The sequence below is a fragment of the Desulfitibacter alkalitolerans DSM 16504 genome (assembly GCF_000620305.1).
GTDB classification, from domain to species: Bacteria; Bacillota; DSM-16504; order Desulfitibacterales; family Desulfitibacteraceae; genus Desulfitibacter; species Desulfitibacter alkalitolerans.
Genome location: NZ_KK211100.1, coordinates 493,182 through 510,206, shown reverse-complemented (window position 1 = coordinate 510,206; position 17,025 = coordinate 493,182). Strand labels below are relative to the sequence as shown.

The window sequence follows — 17,025 nt, the reverse complement described above, 5'->3', positions numbered from 1 at the left end:
ATGTTAACAGGAAAACAAAAGAGATTTTTAAGGGCCCTTGGCACTGAATTAGATCCTATAGTTCAGATAGGAAAGGGTGGAGTTAATGCAAATGTCATAACACAGATAGATGAGGCTTTAGAAGCCAGGGAATTAATTAAGGTTAGGGTTTTGACAAATAGTGAAGATGGGCCAAAGGAAATTGCACCACAAATAGCAGAGCAGGTTCAGTCTCAATTAGTTCAAATTGTTGGCAGGAACTTTCTTCTTTACCGAAAATCTACTAAAAAAGACATTATAGAGCTTCCGAAGTAAAACTTCTGAAGCAAAAAATTCCAGGAACCTTTTGCATCATAATTTATATGCTGAATATAAGAGGTGATGATTATGCAAATAGGTGAATGGGTCCATGTAAAGGGCTGTGGAAGGAGTCTAACCTTCCAAATCTTTGCATTTACTAGAAACAGAAAGGGCAAAAAATTAGCTATTCTTAAAAACAATGAATATACAGAATATGAGTTTAGGTTTGTACCTGTGGAACAATTAGAGGCATTCTAAGGGGGCGATGTTGCTGGCAGCAAAAAAAATCAAACGGCTTGGCATTATGGGAGGGACCTTTGATCCGGTGCATTATGGACACCTGGTTACAGCAGAGACTGCCAGGGCCCAATTTAATTTTGACAAGGTTGTATTTGTTCCATCAGGGTATCCGCCCCATAAAATAGGGCAAAAAATAACTGAAGCTCGTCACAGATATTTAATGACTGTTTTAGCTGTCACCACTAATATATTTTTTGAGGTAAGCCGAATTGAGATCGATAGACAGGGCTACTCTTATGCTATTGATACAGTTTCCCAGATCAAGGAGAAATACGGCCAGGAATGGGAAATATACTTTATAACCGGTGCAGATGCGGTTTTAGAGATTTTAACCTGGAAGAATATTAAAACCCTGATAGAAATGTGCACCTTTGTGGCAGCTACAAGACCAGGATTTGACCTGTCTGTCCTTGATAATAAACTAGAGCAGATTTCATCTCTTGCCAAGGACAAATTCTTAACCTTTGAGGTGCCGGCATTATCAATTTCCTCTACAGACATTAGACAAAGGGTTGCTAGCGGCAAGCCCATAAAATATTTACTTCCTGAATCTGTGGAACGATACATATTTACAAACAATTTATATAAGGAAGGAAAAGAGTTTATTGCTGCCAACAGTCAAACTTGAAAAAATATTAAAAAAATATTTATCTTCCAAGAGAATAGCCCATAGTCAGAGGGTGGCCAACCTTGCAAGGGATATGGCAGAACAGCACCATGTAGAATGGCATAAGGCTTATACAGCGGGTTTGTTACATGACATAGCAAGGGATATGGAAGTGGCAGAATTAGTATCCCTTGCCAAAGAACATAACCTTTATCATAATCCCACAGATGTTGACATGCCCATTTTACTTCATTCCCATGTTGGCGCATGGCTTGCTGCAAATGAGCTTGGGATTAAAGATGAATCAATTCTGGAGGCTATTAAACTGCATACCCTGGCTGCTCCCCAGATGGGTAATCTTGCCAAGATATTATATATTGCGGATATGCTTGAGCCTGGAAGGAACCTTCCTGGGGCTGATGAATTGCTGGAAACAGCAAGGGTTGACCTGGACAAAGCCATGCTGTACTGCCTAAACGGCACTTTAAAATACCTTATTGATAATGGTATGATAATTCATCCCTTGTCAGTTGAGGCAAGAAATTATTTTTTAAATAGACAGGAGTGATAGTTTTTGTCGGATATTTTAAATATAGCAAGGGAAGCAGCAAAAGCTGCACTAGACAAAAAAGCAAGAGATGTGGTTATTCTAAAAATGGATGATGTTACAATCATAACTGACTATTTTGTCATATGTACTGCTACAAATAGAACCCAGGCCCAGGCTATTGCAGATAATATTGAGGATGTTATGAAAGAAAACGGTATGAAAATCTTGCATAGAGAAGGTTTAAAAGAGGCTGCATGGATTTTATTGGATTATGGCAGTGTTGTAGTCCATATATTCCAGGAAGACATGAGGCGTTTCTATGATCTGGAAACCTTGTGGGGTGACGCCGCTGCTGTGCAGGTTAAGTCGGAGCTTGGTTGACTTTTATATATAGGTAATCTATAATTTTACCAGTAATGTTACCACTGCTTCCCTTTGTAATAGGGATTTTTTCTTTATTTTAAACAGTATAAGAGGTGAATTTAATGCAAGAAAAGTACAACTTTGCTGATTTAGAACCTAAATGGCAGCAAAAATGGGATAATTCAAATCTATATGCAGTTCATGAGGACAAGTCCAGGGAAAAATATTATGTTTTGGAAATGTTTCCTTACCCATCAGGGAATTTACATATGGGCCATGTAAGAAACTATTCAATTGGTGATGTTGTTGCACGTTTTAAGACCATGCAGGGATATAATGTGCTTCACCCAATGGGATGGGATGCCTTTGGATTGCCGGCTGAAAATGCAGCTATAAAACATGGTATACCACCTGCAAAATGGACCTGGGAAAATATAGATAATATGAAAGCTCAGCTTAAATCAATGGGAATAAGCTATGATTGGGAGAGAGAAATTGCCACATGCCATCCAAACTACTATAAATGGACTCAGTGGTTATTTTTGCAGCTCTTTCATAAAGGGTTGGCCTATAAAAAGTATGCCCAGGTAAACTGGTGTCCAAGCTGCAGCACAGTACTTGCAAATGAACAGGTTGTAGACGAGGGATGCGAGCGCTGTGGGACACAAGTCATCAAAAAAAATCTTGATCAGTGGTTCTTTAAAATCACTGACTATGCTGATAGACTCCTGGAAGATTTAGAAAAGCTGCCTGGATGGCCCGATAAGGTTAAAATCATGCAGAGAAACTGGATCGGAAGAAGTGAAGGAGCAGAAGTAAAATTTACCACTGAAATGGGTCATGAGCTGAAGGTGTTTACTACCCGGCCAGATACCTTATTCGGAGCGACTTATATGGTTCTAGCTCCAGAGCATCCCCTTGTAATGGAATTAACAAGGGGTACAGAAAAGGAAGAGAAAGTAAAGGAGTTTGTTAATAAAGTTTCAAAGCTAAAAGTAGAAGATAGAACCTCCGAAGAAGGAGAAAAGGAGGGTATTTTCACTGGTTCCTATGCCATTAACCCCATGAATGGGGAGAAAATACCCATCTGGATAGCAAATTATGTTCTCATGGATTATGGTACAGGTGCCATAATGGCAGTACCTGCCCATGATCAAAGGGACTTCGACTTTGCAAGAAAATACAGCCTGCCAATCAGGGTTGTTATCAGTCCCAGGGACCAGAACCTTGATGGAGAAACCATGTCAGAGGCCTATGCGGGACCTGGGCAAATGGTCAATTCAGGAGAGTTTAACGGTTTGAGTGTTGAAGAAGGTATTTCCAGGGTAAGTGATTATCTTGAAAAGACCAATAATGGTATAAAACAGGTTAATTACAGGCTAAGGGACTGGCTTATTTCCAGGCAGAGATACTGGGGTGCTGCCATACCTATAGTTTACTGTGATAAATGTGGTGTAGTTCCAGTTCCTGATGACCAGCTGCCTGTAATATTGCCTGAGCAGGTAGAATTTAAGCCATCAGGGGAATCACCTCTAAAAGATCCTTCATTTTGGAAAACCACCTGCCCAACTTGTGGTGAGGAAGCCAGAAGAGAAACTGATACAATGGACACCTTTGTCTGTTCATCCTGGTACTTTTTGCGCTATGCAAGTCCAAAATCAGATGAATATGCCTTTGAGAGGGAAAAGGTTGACTATTGGATGAATGTTGATCAATACATAGGTGGTGTTGAGCATGCTATCTTGCATTTAATGTATGCCCGCTTTTTTACAAAGGTCATGTATGATCTTGGCCTGGTGTCAGTTGAGGAACCTTTTCAAAATCTTCTTACCCAGGGAATGGTGCTTAAGGATGGAGGCAAAATGTCCAAGTCCAAGGGTAATGTTGTCAGTCCCGAGGAAATCATCTCCAGGTACGGAGCAGACACAGCAAGGCTGTTTATCCTCTTTGCGGCACCACCTGAAAGGGATTTGGAATGGAGTGACCAGGGAGTAGAGGGCTGTTTCCGCTTCTTAAACAGGGTCTGGAGATTGGTATATGCTTATCACAATCATTTAGATGAAATAACAGGTCCTCCAATAATTGATAATAAAGCAGACAAGGATTTATACTATGCATTAAATGTTTCCGTTAAGAAGGTTACAGATGATATTAATGAGAGATTCAACTTTAATACAGCAATCAGCTCAATAATGGAGTTGATTAACTCCCTGTATCATTACAAGGATAATGTGGCATTTACACAACAAAACTTACCCTTAATTAAGGAATCTCTAAACAAGCTGACCCTTTTACTTGCCCCCTTTGCACCCCACATTGCGGAAGAGCTCTGGCATGTGTTAGGCAACCATGGAAGTGTTCATTCCCAGAAATGGCCTTGTTATGAGCCTGCTGCCCTGGTGCAGGACGAGGTTACAATAGTTATCCAGATTAATGGAAAGGTCCGCGGCAAACTTACCCTTCCTGTGGGTACAAGTGAGGAACAGGTTAGAAAGGCAGTTATTAATGATGAAAAGATAAGCAAACAGCTGGATGGAAAGGATCTTGTAAAATTTATCTATATAAAAGGAAAGCTGGTTAATATAGTTGTGAAATAAAGCAGACCTTTTAAGCAGATCCAAGCAAACATTGGGTCTGTTTTTTATTTATGCCCCATGTCCATCCTGCCTGTGATAAGACACCTCTTTATGTAAAAAAGAAGGATATTTGTATATTAATGTAGTATTTTGTTTACAGGGTATTCCAGGTATTTTGTAAAGAGGTGAGCAGATGAATTTTCAAAAACCACATATAATACTTGTTATTCTAGCCGCTGCAGTAATATTTAGCTCCGGTGCATATTATGCAAGGATGAACAATACAAATGAACCTGTAGTTTTTAAAGAAAAAGCTGAAATGGAAGCTGAGGCAGCCACAGGGCAGGTTGTGGTACATGTTTCGGGCCAGGTTGTAAACCCTGGTATTTATGAATTTTCCAGGGATAAAAGAGTTGATGACGCAGTTAAAAAGGCCATTCCCCTTCCTGATGCGGATTTGGATAAATTGAACCTGGCAGAAGTGTTAAGGGATGGACAAAAGATCCATGTTCCATCACTTGTCAAGAACAGCCAAAATGTGCAAAAAGCTGTTCAAGGAAACAACTCTGGCAGCAGCCAACTAATAAATATTAATACAGCCTCACAAAATGAGCTGGAGAAGCTGCCGGGAATAGGTCCTGCCCTGGCATTAAGGATTATAGACTATAGAGAGCAAAACGGCGGTTTTAAGAATATTGATGAGATAAAGCAGGTATCAGGAATTGGTGAAAAAAAGTATGCAAGTATTAAAAACCTGATAACAACCTACTAATTAAACAACCTGCTAATGAAAGGACATTAAAATATGAAATCTTTGCAGGATAAACAACAGGTTGACATTATTAATTATAAAAAGATAGTATTTATAAGCATTTTACTTGCCGTGACTTCCTTTATACTTATGAGCTTAAACTTTATTTTATTTCATACCATTATAGAATTGTTTGCAATACTTGTGGCTTTTTCTATTTTTATAATAGCTTTAAATACCTATAACATTGCCCAGAACAGCTACTTTATGTTTCTGGGAATTTCTTATGGTTTTATAGGATTTTATGATTTGCTGCATACCCTTGCATATAATGGAATGGGCGTATTCCCGGGAGATACTGCAAATCTAGCGACCCAACTGTGGATTATAGCCAGATATGTTGAAAGTATATCCCTGTTCCTTGCCATTGCATTGCTTTTTAAAACCATAAGGCCAGCTGTCATAGTTGGGGGACATTTTGTATTGGCAGTTGCCCTTTTATCAAGTGTGTTTTACTGGGGTATATTTCCGGAATGTTTTGTTCCCGGTGAGGGCCTAACCGACTTTAAAATTTATAGTGAATATATTATATCCTCAATCCTGCTGTTAACAGCGTATTTGCTTTATAAATATAGAGGGCGTTTTCATCATAAAGTTATAACACTGCTAATAGCTGCATTAATCTTTACAATTATTTCTGAGCTTGCATTCACTTTCTATGTAGATGTCTATGGACTGTCAAATGTTTTCGGCCATGTATTTAAGGTTATTTCCTTTTATCTTATTTATAAAGTAGTAGTAGAGACTAACCTTAAAAACCCATATAACCTTTTATTCTACCAGCTGAAGCAGACAAAGGATGCTCTAGAAGCAACAAATGATAGATTGACAAATGAAATTATCAAACATAAGGAAGCAGAGGCTTTAGCCAAAAAACTAAATAGTGCTGTGGAGCACAGTCCTGCCATTGTTGTTATCACAGATTCTAAAGGAAGCATTGAATATGTTAATTCAAAGTTTACTGAAATTACTGGTTATAAAAGTGAAGAGGTTCTTGGAGAAAACCCAAGAATACTTAAGTCCGGCAGATCAAAAAAAGAGGACTATCAGGAACTATGGGAGACAATAACCGCTGGCAGGGAATGGAGGGGTGAATTCCTTAATAAGAAAAAAGACGGAGAGCTTTACTGGGAACATGCCTCTATATCATCTATCTCAAATTCTCAAGGAGAAATTACTCATTTTGTTGCAGTTAAGGAAGACATTACAGAACATAAACATTCTGAAGAACTTTTAAAAAGATATCAGCTCTTATCTAATAATGCTAGAGACATTATTTTGTTCATTGCCTCTAATGGGGAAATTTTAGAAGCTAATAAGGCAGCAGTTGAGGCATATGGCTATGAGTATGAAGAGCTTATAAAGCATAAAATCCAAGACTTACGTTGTGACGATGATACTTTTATAAGGTCACAAATGCAAGGTGCTTCCGAAAGAGGAATTCTTATGGAAACTGTTCACCGCCGCAAGGATGGTACTACCTTTCCTGTAGAAGTCAGCTCCCAGAGTATGATTTGTGGGGATGACCATATTCTATTAAGTATTGTTCGGGATATAACTAAACGAAAGGAAATTGAAAATGAACTAAAAAAAGCCAAGGAAGCAGCTGAAACTGCCAACCGTGCAAAAAGTGAGTTTCTAGCCAATATGAGTCATGAGATTCGTACTCCCATGAATGCTATCATGGGCATGACAGATTTGGTCCTGGATGGTGAATTAGAACCTAACCAAAGAGAACGCCTTACAATAGTTAAAAAAGCCTCTGTTGCTCTCTTGAGGATAGTCAATGATATCTTGGATTTCTCCAAGATTGAAGCCGGCAAGCTTGATTTGGAAAGTGTAGATTTTGATGTTAAAGGATTAACCAGGCAGGTAATTGAGACTTTTTCCGCCAGGGCAAGGGAAAAAAGCTTAAAGCTGGATTGCTATGTAGACCCCAGGATACCTGTCATGGTGACAGGTGACCCAATAAGGCTGCAGCAAGTATTAAATAATCTTATTGATAACGCCATAAAATTTACAGATGCAGGCAGGGTATATATAAAGGTCAGCGTGGAGGAGCTTGTGGAAAGCAGTATTAGTTTAAAATTTGATATTTCAGATACAGGAATAGGGATTCCAGAGGAAAAGAAGCATCTCCTCTTCAAAAGCTTCAGTCAGGTTGATGGTTCCTCCACTAGAAGATTTGGAGGTACTGGATTGGGTCTAGCCATATCAAAAAAACTGGTGGAAATGATGGGTGGCAGTATAACCTATACTAGCGAGTTAGGAGTAGGAAGCACCTTTTCTTTTAATGTAACCCTGTCCGTTCCAGCTAGCAACCAGGGGGACGGTTCTTCTGGCTAAATTTTTAGCAATATTTCAATTCTATAATGGTTATCTATAATGGTTAGATAAGTCTACATGCATAAAGTAAAGGTTTCTCTAGGCAACCAGCCTGGTCTTTGAAACCTTTTTTACATGAAAATTTATATTTTCAGGGCAGAAAAATAAGTTTTTTAATCTAGATGGTGGTTGACTGCAGCATAGTGTCCATTAGATCAAAAGCATTATCAATGGAATGGTGACAATACAAAGCATGGTTGTTATAAATACTGCCGAGGTGGAAAATACAGCATTGCCTATATAGCGCTGATACAAAAGGGGCGCTGCTACCATGGTGGGAGTAGCTGTCTCCAACAGTATTACTCCTGCCACCACACCTGCAACACCGAAAAGCTTGATAAATACAACCATTACCAGGGGAATTAAGATTAACCGGGTTAGCACAAGGCTGGTCATGGCCTTGACCTGGTACTGCATCTTTCCCACTTGAGAAAGCATTCCACCTACAAATAGCATTGCCAGGGGGGGTGCCATTGCTCCTAACATATTAATACCCGTCATTACTAAAGATGGTATGGGTATATTTGTCGAGGCAAAAATTAGACCCACAATAAATGCAATAATTGGGGGATTTATCAAGTTCCTAAAGGCTTCATGTATGCTGCCGCGCTTGCTGCCTAACAGTACAAACAGGCCCAGACTGAAAACTACAAAGGTCATGCCAAAATCAAATACAGCAGCAAGAAGGGCACCTTCTCTTCCAAAAACAGCAAGGCACACAGGAATTCCAATAAACCCTGTATTGCCATAAACTGATGCAAGCAAAAACTCGGGCTTCATTTCCTTGTCAATTTTTCCTGCCTTAATAACCAGGAAGCTTACGCCGTAACCCACAAGAGCTGACCCTACTGCAAATAGCAAAACTGTTGACATTGACAGAAGCATATCACTATTAAACTCTAAAACAAAAGCTGAAAAAATTAAAGCAGGTATTCCATAGTCTACCACCAGCTTTGCAATATCTTCTAAGCTCTCCCTTTTTGGTTTAGCAATGTATCCTAGAATTATCATGGCAAACATAATCCCAAGATTGCCCATTAAGTTAACAGAAAAAGATAAATCCATTTTAAGTAATCCCCCAGTCAAATATTAATTCTATAAATTGTTAGGCAAATAAGTTTGGAGCGCACATGAAGCGCACATTTCAATAATATTTGACATATTAGTGTTTTTTCCTTTTTTCTTTTAACAAAATCTCAAAAATGTTAAGCTGTTGAAAATTTAGGGAATAAAAGGAAAAATATTGAGTTGTGTCGAATTAATAAAATTGATAAATAAAAGCATTACTGGGGTTACTTATGGCTTTTAAAATAGTACTTGGAATGTTAATCTTTTATATTCTTGGCATTGCTATCAGTGCTGGCATTTCCTCTTTTATTTCCCATGTTTCCCCACATGGGTCCTTATCATCTGTTGTGCCTTTATTCCTTTTTATCCTAATTGCTTTCTTTATTTATGCTATTGCTAACTTCAATAAGAGAAAAATCTTTGGGCTGGTTTTAATAACCTTTTTCATACCAGGCTTTCTACTTACAATGCATAAAACAACTTATGATTCGCCCTTTATAGAACACACTGGCAGCATTGTTGAAGTTGAAGGGATGGTTTCAAGATATACTGTTTATCCTAACAGAACAGTATATTGGCTGGAGAACCCACTGGTTAATATTGGGGGTGACAGGGTTTCTGGTAAAAAACAGGAAAGGATACAGCTTTCCATTTACAATCCTACCTTTACTTATTCTTATGGAACAGTAATAAAAGCCAGGGGAGTTTTGAGAGAACCTTCTTCCCAAAGAAACCCAGGAGGCTTTGATTATCAAAAGTATTTGGAGAGAAGAAATATATTTACCATAATTAATGTCCAGGAACCCCAGGTTACGAAAGTAGGGGAAAGGACTGGCAATCCTTTGCTAAGGGTTGGTCTAGATATGAAAGAGAGACTTTCCAGATTATCATATACTTTAAAGGACCATGAAGGGGGTATTTTTCGAGCAATAATTCTAGGGGAAAAAAGTGGGCTTACACCGGAAAATAGGCATGTATATCAAGGACTGGGTGTGATGCACATCTTCGCAGTATCTGGCCTGCATGTTGGATTTGTAATGTTCCTGCTGCTTAGTATAACTTCAGTTTTTAGAAAACCCTCTTCTTCATCAGTAACAGCACAGCCGCCATCTGCAAACAGCAAAGGTATAGCTGCTGGTATAGGAGCATTACTAACATCTCTTTTTAATACCAATAATGTTATAAATATTTTTATAATATTATGCTTGCTGATTTATTGTGCCGCCACTGGTTTTTCATCTCCAGTAATGCGTGCAAGCATCATGCTGGGGATTTATCTCTGGGGAAGGAACAATTGGAATAATGTACAGACAGCAAACTCTCTTTTTCTGGCAGCCCTGGTTTTACTTCTGCTAAACCCTTTACTTATTTTTGATGCAGGCTTTCAATTTACCTTTACAGCAACAGCCTTTATTATCTTTCTAACTCCTATTTTAAAAGCAAATAAGTATCTTGGCAGTGATCTTATAGCCGTACCCCTTGCAGCATGGTTGGGAACCCTACCCCTAACTGCCTATTATTTCAACGTGTTTTCACCCCTGGGAATTGTTATGGCCTTACCTGCAGGTTTAATGGCAGGAGGTGTTGTGATTCTTGGTTTTATCGCTTTTATCCTAGACTTTATATCAGTGCAGCTTTCCCAGTTTCTAATAACCTCAGTTGGGGGAATAATATTTTATGCAAATCACTTCTTGCAGCTGTTTTCAAAGCTTCCAATAATAGGAGAGGGTATTACCGTTGCAACTCCCAAGCTCCCAAGCATGTTCCTGTACTATCTTGCTTTTATCCTGGCTTTTGCAGCCTATTATCATCGTTACAATCCTCATTTAAGGTTTTTTATCCTTAAAAAATACAAACCTATAATAGCCCTTGTCCTGGTATGTTTACTTGTATTATTAAGCTTGCAAGTATTTGCACCATCATACCTGGAAGTAGTTTTTTTAGACGTGGGACAGGGTGACTGCATATTTATAAAAACTCCTAATGGAAGGGTAGCATTAATAGATGGGGGAGGAGTTAGAGGTACCCATAACTATGGAGACCTGGTGGTCATACCCTTTTTAAAACATCTTGGCATAAAGAAAGTGGATGTAATTATCAATACCCATCCACACACAGATCACCTTGCAGGCCTGTATCCAGTTTTAAGACAGTATCCTGTTGACTTAACACTTATCCCAAAGGGGTTTGATGAGGACTATGAATACCTAATGGAGATCATTGAGGAAAGAGGCCTAAGCTATGCCTATGCTAGAGAAGGCCAAAGCATAGCTTTAGAAACCAACATCCACTTAAATATACTGCATCCAACATCAGATTATCCAGTCTCTCTAGGAGCAAACAACAACTCTATTGTTGCAGAACTAATCTACGACCATATATCATTTTTACTGACTGGCGACATTGAAATGGAGGCCATCAATCACATGCTGCCATACACTACACAAGCTAATGTCTTGAAATTTCCTCATCATGGCAGCTCATACTCTTTTAATATAGATTATCTAAAAAAAGTAAACCCTGAAATCGTTGTAATCCAGGTAGGAGCAAATAATTCCTTTGGACACCCCGGCAAGAATGTTCTGGAGTATTTTGCAGATGAAGGTGTACCTGTTTACAGAAATGATTTCCATGGAGCTATAACAGTTTACTCAAAGGGACAGAGGATTAATAAAGTAAATACTATGATCAAATAGGATAGGCAGTAAGAACCAAATCTAATTAACATCTTATGAATATCTAAAAAATTGCATCTCTGCATTTCCATTATGCTAATTTCTATCATTGTTGGAATTCCTGCAAATTTTATTTTATGAAAATAATCTAAGTTTGTTAAAAAAATCTTCCGCTCATCCTTAAAAAGTAATTGACAATGATTTTCATTTTTAATAAAATTAAGTCAATAATTAAAAATTACAACCATTAACTATTTGGTAGAGGAAGGAGGCACCCAGGAAAAAACAAGTATTATGTTTAATTTAAGATGGTTTTATTAAACTATCTTATCTCAGATTACCTCAAATTTAGAAAGGCGGGATAACTTTGAAATTTGGTATTAAAAATCGCAAGTTTTTTAGTAAAGTCACAGCTATAATTTTTGTTTTAGGATTGTTTCTTGGAGTTGTACCTGTAGCCTATGGTCAAACATTTGCCAACGTTAACATTGTTTTCAGTGACCAAGGCAAGTCTTTAAATGTATCTGGCAGAATAGTCAGCAATACTCTTTTGGTTCCTTATCAAGCCCTGGTGGAAAACCTTGGTGGACAATCACAGTATGAAAGTTTGGCCCGTAGACTAACCATTACCAAAGGAGATACCCAAATAACCATTACTGCAGGCAGTAGAAATGCCACCCTTAATGGCACCCGGGTAAATATGCCAGCAGCTCCTGTTATACATAATAACCAGCTATTGGTACCTTTGCGTTTTGTCGCTGAGAACCTTGACCAATTGGTTTTGTGGAATAATGCTACCAGAACAGCTACACTCAGGGAAAAGCCTGTTGCAGCCGTCAAGAAAACCGGTGGAGTAGTCAACATCTATACCAGCCGCCATTATGGCGTTGAACCGGTTTTTGCCGAATTCACCAAAGAAACTGGGATTACTGTGCGATTCACTACCGGTGGCGATGCTCTTCTAAGAGAAAGAATTAAGGCTGAAGGCAAAAATACCCCAGCTGATGTCTATATGACAGTAGATGCTGGCAACTTGTGGCTGGCTGCCCAGGATGGCCTGCTGCAGCCAATTTCCAGCGCTGTACTCAATCGAAATATCCCTGCCGAACTGCGGGATTCCCAAAACCGCTATTTTGGCCTGACTAAGAGGGTAAGGACCATTATGTATCATCCAGCCAGGGTAACTCCGGCAGAACTGGCCACCCTCCGTACTTATGCAGATTTAGCTGATCCAAAATGGAACGGACGACTGATTTTACGTCCTGGCACCCATGTGTATAATCAGTCTCTGGTGGCTAATTTAATCGCTTCTTACGGTGAAGCCAGGGCGGAACGAATTGTAAATGGCTGGATGGCCAATAAACCCCAGTTAATTGACAGCGATACCCGCATTCTTGAAACTCTTGCTGCCGGAGGTGGCGATGTAGCTATAACCAACCATTATTACCTGGGCCGTTTACTGCAAAACAATCCTGCTTTTCCAATTAAAGTGATCTGGGCTGACCAGGGTCCCAATGAAGCAGGTGTCCATGCCAATATCAGCGGCGCTGGTATTACTGCCCACGCTGCCAATAGGGAAAATGCCATTATCTTATTGGAGTGGTTAAGCAGTCCTCGCGGCCAAAGATTGTTTGCTGATTCAAACCATGAGTTTCCAGCAAATCCGGCTGTTGCCCCTCATAGTATTATCGCCGGTTTCGGGAAGTTTAGAGAAAATCCTGTTGCTAAGAGCGAATTCGGGCGCCTTCAGGCCGATGCTGTAAAGCTCATCGATCGAGCTGGTTTCAAGTAAAATTCTAAAACGAGGTTATTTTTCACCATGTTAAAAATTACAACGTCATTAAATAAAGCTAAAATTTTTGGGCGAGGGGGACCTAGTCTCCCTGCCCTTCCCTTTTTAATTGCAGCCCTGATAATTTTACCGGTAGCAGTAGTGGCCTCATCTTTGCTGTCACCTACTTGGGAAATTTGGCGCCACCTTTGGAATACTCTGCTGCCGGAAATGCTGCGCAATACGGTTGTTCTTTTGATAGGAGTTGGGATAGGCACATTTTTGTTAGGTGCAGGTTTGGCATGGTTGGTGGTGGCCTACCGGTTCCCTGGGCGGTCAATTTTTGAGTGGCTCTTTGTCCTGCCCTTGGCTGTCCCCACTTATATCATGGGATTTGTCTATATGATAACTTTTGATTTTGCCGGCCCGGTGCAGACATTTTTGCGCCAGTTGATGGGTCCGGTAAACTGGTTTCCAGAGATTCGCTCCGGTTGGGGAGCCATTTTGGTAATGACTTTGGCTCTCTATCCATATGTTTACATGCTGGCTAAAGCCGGGTTCCAAGGTTTGTCATCCACCGCTTTTGAGGCTGCCCGGGTAATGGGCTATGGCTCCTTTGCTGTCTTTGCCCGAATTGCCCTTCCTTTGGCTAGGCCTGCCATTGCTGGGGGACTGGCGCTGGCGTTAATGGAAGCACTAGCTGATTTTGCAACGGTTCGCTTTTTCAATTTTCCCACCCTTTCCGAAGGAGTTATCCGTATCTGGTACGGTTTGATGGATCTAAGAGCTGCCACCGAGCTGGCCGGTCTGCTGGCTTTCTTCGCTCTGGTCGTTATCTTGTTTGAACTAACTTTAAGAGGCCGATCCCGTTATTACCAGACTGGTGGCAAAACACCCGGAGTCCCTGCCACTGAATTGCTTGGGTGGCATAAATGGGCCGCTACCACATTCAGTTTACTGGTTGTAGGGGTAGCTTTTGGCATACCCATGTTCCAACTGGTATACTGGGCTGTTGCTGAATTTAAAACGATGCCTGCTGGAGCAGCTGAAATTTATCTAGGACTTATTGCCAACAGTTTGTTGCTGTCTGGCCTGGCAGCTGTGTTTGCAGTTATTACCGCGTTAATTCTAGCCAGTGGTGTACGGATGAACGGCGGGACAGCAGCCCGGATGCTGGGCCGGGTAGCCACAATTGGCTACGCTATTCCAGGGGCAGTAGTTGCCGTGGGAATTCTGGTAACCGTAGCCTCTTTTGATCATATGGTTGGTGATTTTCTGGCTAAATGGAGGGGTGTATCAACGGGACTGATCTTTACTGGTTCTCTGACTGGTCTGATTTACGGATACGTGGTCCGCTTTATGGCTGTGGCTTATAACAGTGTTGATGCAGGGTTGGAAAAAATCACCCCTAACATCACCATGTCTGCTCGGATGCTGCGAGCCAGCAATTGGCGTATATTATGGCGGATTCAACTGCCTTTAGTGGCACCGGGAATTTTTGCCGGGGCTGCTTTAGTCTTTGTTGATGTAATGAAGGAACTGCCAATTACTATGATTTTGCGACCTTTCGGCTATGATACTCTTGCTATCTGGGTCTGGCAGATGGCTGCCGAGTCTATGTGGTCCGGATCTGCCATTCCTGCTGTTACCATTGTACTTTCAGGGATTATCCCCATTATTTTTTTAACGCGGGCTGCCGCCAAGAAATAATTTCATTTATTAAAGGGAGGTAAAGTCATAAATGTCAGAGACTTATGAAACAAAAACAGCCATGGTGGAGCTGACCAACGTGTCGCGATTTTTTGGGGAGGTTAAAGCTGTCTGCGATTTAAGCTTTGCTATTCAGGAAGGAGAGTTTTTTTCCCTGCTCGGGCCATCGGGATGTGGCAAAACCACTACCTTAAGGCTCATTGCCGGACTAGAGCGGCCTAATTGGGGGATGGTCATTATCAATCAGAAGGTTGTAGCTAACGAGAAGGTGTGGGTTGCACCTGAAAAACGCGGAATTGGCATTGTTTTTCAAGACTATGCTTTGTTCCCTCATATGACTGTTTACCAAAACATCGCTTTCGGTTTAAATGGATTTTCCCGGGAAGAGATTCGGAAGCGAGTTATCCACATTTTAGAGGTGGTAGGTTTAGTTGGACTGGAGGAGCGCTATCCCCATGAATTGTCAGGCGGACAATGTCAGCGGGTGGCTTTGGCCAGATCTTTGGCACCTTCACCTAAGGTGATTTTACTTGATGAGCCTTTTTCCAACCTGGATGCCGATCTACGGGAAGAGCTGCGTACGGAAACCAAACGCATACTTAAAGAAAATGGCACTACAGCGATCCTAGTCACCCACGACCAGGAAGAAGCATTCTCTTTGTCAGACCGGGTCGGGGTGCTTAATCAAGGCAAGCTGGAGCAAATTGGCACCCCGGCAGAGATATACCACTTGCCTAGCAGCAGGTTTGTGGCTGATTTTGTTGGCAAGGCCGATTTTATTGCAGGAGTAGTGGATAAAGGAGTTATCCACTCGGGGATTTGTATGTTTCCAACAAGCTGTGATAAGATAATAGATAAGAGAATAGTTGCAGGCGAGGTTGACCTAATGATCCGGCCAGACGACGTTGATTTTATTTTGGATTCAGACGGAAATGCCACTATTATTGAGTCCCGTTTTCTGGGGGGGTCTATTATATACAAATTACACCTCTCCAATGGGATAATCATTCATTCCCTCAAACCTTCAACTAAGGTTATTCCTCCTGGCACCAAGGTACGTATTAGCGTAGATACTGCCCACGTGGTTGTTTTTCCTAGGAATACTAATTATGCCAGCTAACCTGTATACCGATGCTTAATTATACACAGAGAAATCGTTGTAATCCAGGTAGGAGCAAATAACTCCAGGACATCCCGGCGAGGATGTCCTGGAGTTATTTTTTGTAAAGGAAGGAGTTCCTGTTTACAGAAATGATCTCCATGGGGCTATAACAGTTTACTCAAAGGGCAGAGTATTAATAGAGTGGATACAGTTATTAAATAGCATAGGTAATAAGAACCAAATTTAGGTTTTAAAGCACCAATTAAAACAGGTTAATCTTTCCGTCCACGCTGAACAGCAGGAGATATTTGGATTTTTAACAGCAATTAAGCCCAGGAGAACAATGCTAACCCATGGCCAGGCAGAAGCCAGGGAAGCTTTAGCAGCAGCTCTTAAAAACCGCTTGGCAGTTTCCCTGCCAAATAACGGAGAAGTGGTGGAATTAGCATTTGGCCAATACAAGAGGGCAGGCTGAGCATGTATATATAAAGGCGGAAGACATTATTGGTGTCTGCGGAACCTTATCTGAAAATCCGTCAGAGATTACCAAAAACAACTAGGTAAAGTTATTATTTGCTCAGGAAGAACCCTCTGTTCAGGATTTACGTAATAAGGTGCTTGATTCATGAAACAGCTGACATGCCTGGTAAAACCTAGGTTTTTGTGTTTGGAACAAAATCAGACTAGAGAAATTTTTATCAATGCCCTGAAAAACTATAATCTGAATAAAGTGGGGATGAATACTGAAACCGGTGAAGTTATACTTTATTTTTACTTTCCACAGGCTGTACCGAAAGAAATAAACAGCTTGCTCCTTGATTTGTTAAA

The 17,025-nt window shown here is 40.5% G+C and carries 14 protein-coding genes and 1 pseudogene; 14 read left to right on the top strand and 1 reads right to left on the bottom strand.

The window, feature by feature from the left end; translation table 11 throughout:
- The 8 genes from yhbY (at nt 1) to K364_RS25510 (ending at nt 7,832) form a co-directional block, all read left to right on the top strand.
- The gene (gene yhbY, locus K364_RS0108275; protein ID WP_028307646.1) at nt 1-294 is read left to right on the top strand and encodes a ribosome assembly RNA-binding protein YhbY; all 294 of its coding nucleotides are present in this window, start codon (nt 1-3) and stop codon (nt 292-294) included.
- Between the two features lie 72 nt (nt 295-366).
- Entirely contained in the window at nt 367-537 is a 171-nt protein-coding gene (locus K364_RS26630) for a hypothetical protein (protein ID WP_156946425.1), read from the top strand.
- A gap of 10 nt (nt 538-547) precedes the next feature.
- Entirely contained in the window at nt 548-1,207 is a 660-nt protein-coding gene (gene nadD, locus K364_RS0108265) for a nicotinate-nucleotide adenylyltransferase (RefSeq protein ID WP_277995559.1), read from the top strand.
- Entirely contained in the window at nt 1,185-1,754 is a 570-nt protein-coding gene (gene yqeK / locus K364_RS0108260; protein WP_028307644.1) for a bis(5'-nucleosyl)-tetraphosphatase (symmetrical) YqeK, read from the top strand. Before nadD ends, yqeK begins: the two co-directional genes overlap by 23 nt.
- 6 nt (nt 1,755-1,760) lie before the next feature.
- Nucleotides 1,761-2,117, top strand: a complete 357-nt coding sequence (rsfS, locus tag K364_RS0108255; protein WP_028307643.1) for a ribosome silencing factor — start codon at nt 1,761-1,763, stop codon at nt 2,115-2,117.
- A 104-nt stretch (nt 2,118-2,221) separates the two neighbouring features.
- Nucleotides 2,222-4,696 (top strand): leucine--tRNA ligase, encoded by a 2,475-nt coding sequence (gene leuS / locus K364_RS0108250; RefSeq protein ID WP_028307642.1) that lies wholly within the window; start codon nt 2,222-2,224, stop codon nt 4,694-4,696.
- A gap of 172 nt (nt 4,697-4,868) precedes the next feature.
- On the top strand, nt 4,869-5,447 hold the full coding sequence (locus K364_RS26625; RefSeq protein ID WP_028307641.1) for a helix-hairpin-helix domain-containing protein: 579 nt from the start codon (nt 4,869-4,871) through the stop codon (nt 5,445-5,447).
- Nucleotides 5,448-5,480: 33 nt separating this feature from the next.
- Nucleotides 5,481-7,832 (top strand): MASE3 domain-containing protein, encoded by a 2,352-nt coding sequence (locus tag K364_RS25510; RefSeq protein WP_051533883.1) that lies wholly within the window; start codon nt 5,481-5,483, stop codon nt 7,830-7,832.
- A 189-nt stretch (nt 7,833-8,021) separates the two neighbouring features.
- On the opposite strand, the gene K364_RS0108235 is transcribed toward K364_RS25510, so the two are convergent.
- Nucleotides 8,022-8,936: an AEC family transporter gene (locus K364_RS0108235; RefSeq protein WP_028307640.1), complete on the bottom strand. Its 915-nt coding sequence runs from the start codon at nt 8,934-8,936 to the stop codon at nt 8,022-8,024.
- 233 nt (nt 8,937-9,169) lie between these two features.
- On the opposite strand from K364_RS0108235, the gene K364_RS0108230 reads away from it, so the two are divergent.
- From K364_RS0108230 to K364_RS27075, 6 genes and pseudogenes are all read left to right on the top strand, one after another.
- Nucleotides 9,170-11,635 (top strand): DNA internalization-related competence protein ComEC/Rec2, encoded by a 2,466-nt coding sequence (locus K364_RS0108230; RefSeq protein ID WP_028307639.1) that lies wholly within the window; start codon nt 9,170-9,172, stop codon nt 11,633-11,635.
- A 346-nt stretch (nt 11,636-11,981) separates the two neighbouring features.
- The gene (locus K364_RS23270) at nt 11,982-13,406 is read left to right on the top strand and encodes an extracellular solute-binding protein (RefSeq protein WP_207640838.1); all 1,425 of its coding nucleotides are present in this window, start codon (nt 11,982-11,984) and stop codon (nt 13,404-13,406) included.
- Nucleotides 13,407-13,433: 27 nt separating this feature from the next.
- Nucleotides 13,434-15,095 carry an ABC transporter permease subunit gene (locus K364_RS23265; protein ID WP_051533882.1) on the top strand — a complete coding sequence of 554 codons (1,662 nt, stop codon included), beginning with the start codon at nt 13,434-13,436 and terminating at the stop codon, nt 15,093-15,095.
- 31 nt (nt 15,096-15,126) lie between these two features.
- Nucleotides 15,127-16,215 (top strand): ABC transporter ATP-binding protein, encoded by a 1,089-nt coding sequence (locus tag K364_RS0108215; RefSeq protein ID WP_028307638.1) that lies wholly within the window; start codon nt 15,127-15,129, stop codon nt 16,213-16,215.
- Between the two features lie 247 nt (nt 16,216-16,462).
- A pseudogene (locus tag K364_RS27560) lies at nt 16,463-16,672 on the top strand (MBL fold metallo-hydrolase RNA specificity domain-containing protein); the annotation flags it as partial.
- A 150-nt stretch (nt 16,673-16,822) separates the two neighbouring features.
- A partial coding sequence (locus tag K364_RS27075; protein ID WP_035268406.1) for a hypothetical protein occupies nt 16,823-17,025 on the top strand: 203 nt, incomplete at its 3' end.

Excerpts from the sequence above, each read along its gene's own strand:
- K364_RS0108235 (WP_028307640.1), bottom strand. The coding sequence starts at position 8,936 with ATGGATTTATCTTTTTCTGTTAACTTAATGGGCAATCTTGGGATTATG.
- K364_RS0108215 (WP_028307638.1), top strand. The coding sequence starts at position 15,127 with ATGTCAGAGACTTATGAAACAAAAACAGCCATGGTGGAGCTGACCAAC.
- K364_RS0108230 (WP_028307639.1), top strand. The coding sequence starts at position 9,170 with ATGGCTTTTAAAATAGTACTTGGAATGTTAATCTTTTATATTCTTGGC.
- yhbY (WP_028307646.1), top strand. The coding sequence starts at position 1 with ATGTTAACAGGAAAACAAAAGAGATTTTTAAGGGCCCTTGGCACTGAA.
- K364_RS23265 (WP_051533882.1), top strand. The coding sequence starts at position 13,434 with ATGTTAAAAATTACAACGTCATTAAATAAAGCTAAAATTTTTGGGCGA.
- K364_RS25510 (WP_051533883.1), top strand. The coding sequence starts at position 5,481 with ATGAAATCTTTGCAGGATAAACAACAGGTTGACATTATTAATTATAAA.
- leuS (WP_028307642.1), top strand. The coding sequence starts at position 2,222 with ATGCAAGAAAAGTACAACTTTGCTGATTTAGAACCTAAATGGCAGCAA.
- K364_RS26630 (WP_156946425.1), top strand. The coding sequence starts at position 367 with ATGCAAATAGGTGAATGGGTCCATGTAAAGGGCTGTGGAAGGAGTCTA.
- K364_RS26625 (WP_028307641.1), top strand. The coding sequence starts at position 4,869 with ATGAATTTTCAAAAACCACATATAATACTTGTTATTCTAGCCGCTGCA.